Below are 6,483 nucleotides of genomic sequence, written 5' to 3'. Positions count from 1 at the left end.
TCGGCACTCTTGGCCACATCGGTGGAATTCTTCAGGTCCTCGGCCAGTTCCGACATGGCTTGCGTCGCCTGCTCGGACTCGGCCAGTGCCTGGGACTGCTCCTGGACGGTCTTGGCCGTCTCCTCGGCGGCGGCGGATTGCTCCACGGCGGCGGCGGCAATTTCTTCCGAGCCCTTGAGCGCCTGCTGGGCGGCGGTGTCGGACTGCTTGGCGCCCGTGGCGATTTCCGTGATGCCGCGCACCACTTCGATCACGTCCGTGCGAATCGCCTCAAGCTGCAGGGTGATGACCTTGCCTTTCTCGACTTCCCCTTCGATGGCCTTGGCCGAGGTATTGATGCCGTCGGCAATGGCCTTGACATCCTGCTGGATTTGGCCTACCAGGTCCTGAATCTGCTTGGCGCTCTTTTCCGAGGTTTCAGCCAGCGTGCGCACCTCGTCGGCCACCACGGCAAAACCCTTGCCGTGCTTGCCGGCGCGGGCGGCCTCAATGGCAGCGTTCAGGGCCAGCAGATTGGTCTGGTCGGCAATGCGCGCCACCGCCTTGACGATGTCGCCGATGTTGGCGGCTTGTTTTTCCAGCTCCACCACCATTGCCACCGAGGCAATCTGGCGTTGCCCGGCCACGGCGACGTTGGTAATGAGGCTGGCGACATCCGCAGAAGTTTTGGCGACCAGGGTCTGAGAGACCTCCGCCTTGGTCTGGCTGATGTCCGCATTGCGCAACTGGAGGGCGATGGCGCCGATGACTTGCTTGAAGGCGGTCATCGATTCCTGCGCCGCGCCGGAAGCCACTTCGGCGCCGGAGGCGATCTGGTCTGCAGCGCGCTTCAATAACTCGGCGGCGGAGGCCGCCTCGTTGATGCCGGAAGACAACTGCCCCGTGGCGGCGGCGATGCGCTCCGCCGCCTGCTGCTGCTTGCCGAGCGTCCGCGCCCTCTTGCGCTGCACCTCTGCGTCGCGAGCGGACGCGGCGCTGGGTTTGCCGCTTTCACCTTCAAACGGGGCGGCGACTTTTGCAGTGAATTTCTTGACGATAGCCATGGAGTTTTTCCTTGAGGGTTAAGTTACGAACGGTGAACGGGATGAGAAGCGTTGAGAGGGTGTGCAACCAGTCAGCGCGGATGAGCGCTGCTCTGTCTGATGCTTAGAGATATTCTTCGCAAACGGAAGTTACCTCATCGGAAGAAGCGTGTCAATCGATTTAATCGAATTTGACGTTTTAACTTAAAAAATCGTTAAAAACGATTTAAATCACAAAATATCAAGGCTTCTTTTCCGCAAGTTCCTCAGCCACCGCCTTGATCAACTCATGGGCCGGCACTGGCTTGGTGAAGTGGCGGAGGATCCCATGCCGAAGCAGTTCCGACCAGTCAATGCCATCGCTATGCCCAGTGCATAGAAGGATCGGCAGATTGGGCCTCAAGCTGTGCAGGCGCCCAGCCAGCGCAACACCACTCAAACCAGGCATGGTTTGGTCTGTAATGAGTAAATCGACGTCATTTTTTTCAATTTCAAATGCTGCCAACACTTGAAACGGTTCATTGAACAGTCTTACGCTGTAGCCAGAATCTTTAAGTAGCTCATCCAAATAGCGTGCCACGGCGGGTTCATCGTCAACCACCCAAATGCGTTGACCCCAGCCCGCTTGAACTTTAAGGTGGTCTTGCTGCGGACTTGGCGCGCTTTCGTTAGGCAATGCAATGGAAAACAGCAACTGGAACCGGCTTCCTCGACCTGGCTGGGATTCGACCACGACATGCCCACCGGAGCGCTGCAAAATACCTTGCACCATGGACAATCCCAGCCCCGTTCCCTTGCCAACATCTTTCGTTGTGAAGAACGGATCGAACAAACGTGGCATATGTTCCGGCGCTATGCCGCTACCGTTGTCAGATACTTCAAGTGCAAGATAGGTGCCAAACAGACGTTGGAGGCAGTCCGCACAAATCTGACCATTCATCTCGACTCGATGCAAACGAATCTCGATGATGCCGTGCCCGTCGATGGCATCACGCGCGTTAATGATGAGATTGACCAGCATCTGATTCAGCTCACCAGGGTCCATGCGAATATGCAGCTTATCGTCGATGCGACTCTTGAGTTCAATGCTTGAGGATATCGACGGCCGCATCATGGCCAAAACTTCTTCTATCACAGCAGCGGGAGAAATAACGTCAACATTTGCGCTCGGCTGCGTGCGCGCGAAAGTGAGCATCTTGGCGATCAGGTCACGGGCTCGCTCACTGGCCGTAATAACCTCGCGCAAGTAGCTTGCCAGCTTGCTTTGCTTGTCTGGCACAAACCGGTCTAGCGCCAGATTGCTGTACCCCAAAATGGCCGCCAGGATGTTGTTGAAGTCATGCGCGATACCGCCCGTCAGTTGCCCCAGCGCCTGTATCTTCTGCGACAGTTGCAATTGCCGTTCAAGATCTTGCTTGAGTGCAGCAGCTTGCACACGTTCGGACCGGTCACGCAAAAAAACATAGAAATGCTTTGTTTCAGGATCGTAGGTTGCTGAAATATCAACCGCGAATTCGTGTCCTTGCTTGTGCCGATGGAGGCTTTCAAATTGATCGTATCCCTGCTGGGCTATTTTTTGCATGTGCGCCTGGATTTCCTCTGGACGCTCAACCGCTCTCAGCTGGCTGATGTGCAGGGTCAGCAGTTCTTCAACCGTGTAGCCGGACATCCTTGCATAGGCATCATTGACTTCCAGCAATCGGCGGGAGGCGTCGACGATCCAGAAACCGTCAATGGCCGTATCAAGTACGCGTTTATAGCGTAATTGCGCTTTTGTACTATCTGTCACATTCTCTGCGACGGAGACATAACCTTCAATCACGCCTTCTTCATTGCGCAGAGGCGTCACGGTCCGATCCATGAGGATGTTGTTGCCCTGATCATCCTTGAGGTGAACCAATCCCCGCCAGATTTTGCCGGCTTGGACCGTGGCACGAATGTTCCCGGCCACCTGCGGGTCGGGTGTGATGGGCGCAGAAAACAGGGAAAGCCTGTTTTCGAATTCCGAAGATTGAACGGCCAACTTCGCATAAGAGGCCGCATTTCTCCAGCGCACTTCACCTTGGAGGTCGGTCACGAGAATCGGCGTGGCCGTCGATTCCAATGCCAGTGACTGGATGCGCAATTTCGCATTGACTTTCAGGAGGGTTTGCTTCTGAGCGGCGAGCTGCTGATAGGGCTTGCGCACACTGACCACTAACAAGGCCCGATAAATGAGGCCGTAGCATGCGATTTTGTACAAATGGCCGAGGAAATTATGGGCGTCATTGACAATTTCATACTGCGTCAGGAACAGCTCGCCCAATGCCGCTACAGACGCGGCTCCGAATATCAAGGGCAGGACCTCATCATCTGACCGTCGTGCGAGCCGGTAGTAGCGCCAAGCCGACAGAGCCAGGAGCCCCATAATCAGCCTCTCAAATCCGACTTTTAATGGGGTCAAGCCAATGTTTTCAATGTAGAAGACCGGCAGGCCAGCTTCATGAAAAATCACCCCCCACATCACCACTAAATTGACCAGGGTGAATGCGGCAAGAGTGCCATAGCGGGCCCACGCTGATGGTGGCTGCAATTGAGGATAAAAACTGACACCCAATAGGCTGCCCGCAACAAGCAGACGGGCGACCAGCCAGAATGCGATACCTTTTCCAAAACCAGAGGGTGTAATCAGGTCAGGCATGCCTTTGAATGACAAGGCATGTGCAAAATCCAGCCAACCGGCAGCAAAGAGGGCTATGGCGATGAACAGCAAAGAGGCGGAGACCTCTTTTTTTGGTGCATTCCACACCGTTGCAAAAATAAGGAAAGCAGTAGCTATTGAAACGAACTCCAGCAGCGTATGCAGTGGAAGGTAATGCTTGGGCGAGATATGCAGGTTCTGCAACGGCAGCATCATGGCCAGAAATGCCAAGACTGCCAATACAGCGACAAGCAAGACCTGCTGATGCAGCAGACGCCTGCTACCCGCAACGGCTTGCAGGGTAAGTTTCACTTGGTTCATTTCATACCTATCCAGAGAGTGACACACCGGCAACGCCTGTCGACTACGGAGTCACAACCAGCGATGCGGCTAGGCCAACGATCCAAGGACGATCCCTGCCGCTTACGTATGTTTATCCTTTTGCATCTGTCGCCGCCGAGCCTTACCCGCGCGCAGCGTTGAAACTACAGGGCAGAGTAGGTACAAAAGCTGGTGCGGTCGGTGCGCTGTAGTACATAGTGCAATGGTGCTTGCCAGACGCCTCCACAAGTTGCGGCTGGCTTGGTTCGTCCCGACCGAGTCCGGATCGGCGTGGATTGGCCGGTCTAGGTGGATGAGTTCGTATTTCCGTTTCAATCGCCGGTTTCACCCAATGACTGTCTTATCGGTATGGGTCCGGCCAATCTATCTTGAGTGGAGGCTGATTCCAAGATGTGGTCCCAGTCCAGCGCGCCGGTGCTTCGAATCTCGCCGAAGAGGCTCAATCCAAGATCGTCGTGCGAAGCAAGGGGGACATTGAGATCTTCAGGATGGTTTTTGACAATCCCGAGAAAGATGGCTGTCAACGCCGGATCGCGCCAGCCACGTGCCGCTTCAGCCTCAAGCACCTCAATCACCTGCTGGCGTTCCATCGCATGCTTGTAGGGACGCGCGTGGGCCAAGGCATCGTGAATATCAACAATCTGAAAAACCCGGGCCAGCAGAGGAATTTCTTCACCTCGCAGTCCATCGGGGTAGCCGCTGCCGTCCCATTTTTCATGGTGGTGGCGAATGATCGGGACCGTCAAACGCATGCTCTTGAGTCCCCCCACGAGCCGTGCGCCGATATCCACATGCTGACGCATGATGACCCACTCTGCATCGGTCAACTGACCCGGCTTGAGCAGGATGCTGTCAGGAATGCCCAGTTTTCCGATGTCATGCAGAACACCACCGCGCCGCAGCGCCATCAGTTCATCGGCGCCCAGCCCCAGTGCTTTGCCCAACACCACGCCATTGTGTGAAAGGCGGGAACAGTGGTCGCCGGTGTTGCCGTCTTTGGCTTCCACCATTCTGGCCAGCGCGAAAAGCATGGATTCGGCGCTGTCAAACTGGTCGGTCCGTCGCTTGTGACTCACCGCGGCATCCAGCCGGGCCAGAAGTTCGCTCGGCTGGTACGGCTTGCGAATAAAGTCACTGGCACCGGCAGACAAGCTGAGGGTGAGATTGTCGATATCACCACTCACGGTCACCATCAGTATGGGTAATATGCCCAAACCCAATTCCCCCCGGATACGCCGACAGACCTCATCACCATCCATGCCAGGCATTTGCTTATCAAGCAGCACGCAATCGAAGCTGCGTGAGCGCAAAGCGGCCAGTGCCTCCCTGCCCGATCTGGCCTCGGAGACAGCGTATTTGGATGAGTCAAGAATTTCCCGTTCCAAAGCGCGATGAACTGGATCATCGTCGACGATCAGGACCTGGTAGGGATAGCCGTTGAGGTACGGCGGCAGAACTTGCTGTTCCATGTTGTTCACTCGCTCTCTTCCAAATCTCTAGTCTTCAAGACCCATCAGTTTGAGTAACCGGGCCGTGTCAATCGGCTTGGAAAAACAGCATTCGGCACCGGCTGCAAGCAGTTCAGCCTCATTTTCCGGACTGAGATGCCCGCTCATTGCGATCACACGCACGTTTGCCAGCCCAGGGATCTGCTTGATTTGGCGGCAAACTTCGGTACCCTTGATGCCCGGCATCATGAGGTCCAGCAGGACGACATCAGGAGAAAAAGTATGGACCTTGCGCCCAGCATCGAAGCCGTCATAGGCGGTCTCCACAACCGTCTGATGCTCCCCACCTTCGAGCAACTCCCTCAGAAAACCGACAATCGCTCGGTCGTCATCCACGACAAGAACCCTCAGAGGCCCCTTGTTGCCAACCGGATTCCATTGGCGAGCAAAGCGCTCGACTTCTTCATGACGAAACCTGCGATGTCCTCCGGGCGTGACTTCGGCCTGCAACAAGCCTTTTTGTGCCCAGCCGCGAACGGTGACCGGAGAGACCATCATCCATTGAGCAACTTCGTTGGGCGTGAGATACGGCTTGTTTTTGAATTCTTCGGTCATGACTTGAACACAATTCGATTGAAGTTTCGTTTTAAGCGATTATGTTAGTTTAATCGATATTTTCGACGCATTGATTGCGGCAGCACTGACCGCTCATCAGCGTCGACCAAATCCGCACGGCACCGGAACTGCATTTCAGCCGCTGCGCAGCGGTTTGAGCAAGTCCGACAGCCCGTTGTGGTCGATCTCGTGCATTAGAGCCAGCAGCCGCCCTATTTCGCCTTTGGGAACGCCCTCGCGCGCAAACCAGTTGAGGTAGTCGCCCGGCAAATCAGCAATGATCCGCCCCTTGTATTTGCCGAAGGGCATGCTGCGGGTCACCAGCAGTTGCAGGTCCTCGGGGTTCATCTCAACCGCCCGCCCGCTTGACGACAAA

General features: G+C 55.7%; 5 protein-coding genes. All 5 read right to left on the bottom strand.

Annotated features, from left to right (window positions below):
- On the bottom strand, window positions 1-1,043 hold a 1,043-nt coding region (locus B3V69_RS10600), incomplete at its 3' end, for a methyl-accepting chemotaxis protein (protein WP_296446360.1).
- Between the two features lie 220 nt (window positions 1,044-1,263).
- Window positions 1,264-4,023: an MASE3 domain-containing protein gene (locus tag B3V69_RS10595; RefSeq protein ID WP_296446358.1), complete on the bottom strand. Its 2,760-nt coding sequence runs from the start codon at window positions 4,021-4,023 to the stop codon at window positions 1,264-1,266.
- Between the two features lie 332 nt (window positions 4,024-4,355).
- Window positions 4,356-5,513 (bottom strand): HD-GYP domain-containing protein, encoded by a 1,158-nt coding sequence (locus B3V69_RS10590; RefSeq protein WP_296446356.1) that lies wholly within the window; start codon window positions 5,511-5,513, stop codon window positions 4,356-4,358.
- Between the two features lie 27 nt (window positions 5,514-5,540).
- On the bottom strand, window positions 5,541-6,107 hold the full coding sequence (locus tag B3V69_RS10585) for a response regulator (protein WP_296446354.1): 567 nt from the start codon (window positions 6,105-6,107) through the stop codon (window positions 5,541-5,543).
- A gap of 135 nt (window positions 6,108-6,242) precedes the next feature.
- On the bottom strand, window positions 6,243-6,455 hold the full coding sequence (locus tag B3V69_RS10580) for a DUF3820 family protein (protein ID WP_296446362.1): 213 nt from the start codon (window positions 6,453-6,455) through the stop codon (window positions 6,243-6,245).
- Window positions 6,456-6,483: the final 28 nt, after the last annotated feature.

The sequence above is a fragment of the Rhodoferax sp. UBA5149 genome, from assembly GCF_002413825.1.
Taxonomy (GTDB): Bacteria; Pseudomonadota; Gammaproteobacteria; order Burkholderiales; family Burkholderiaceae_C; genus Rhodoferax.
The sequence above is the reverse complement of the archived record's forward strand: the minus strand, read 5'-3'. Positions and strand labels throughout refer to the sequence as shown.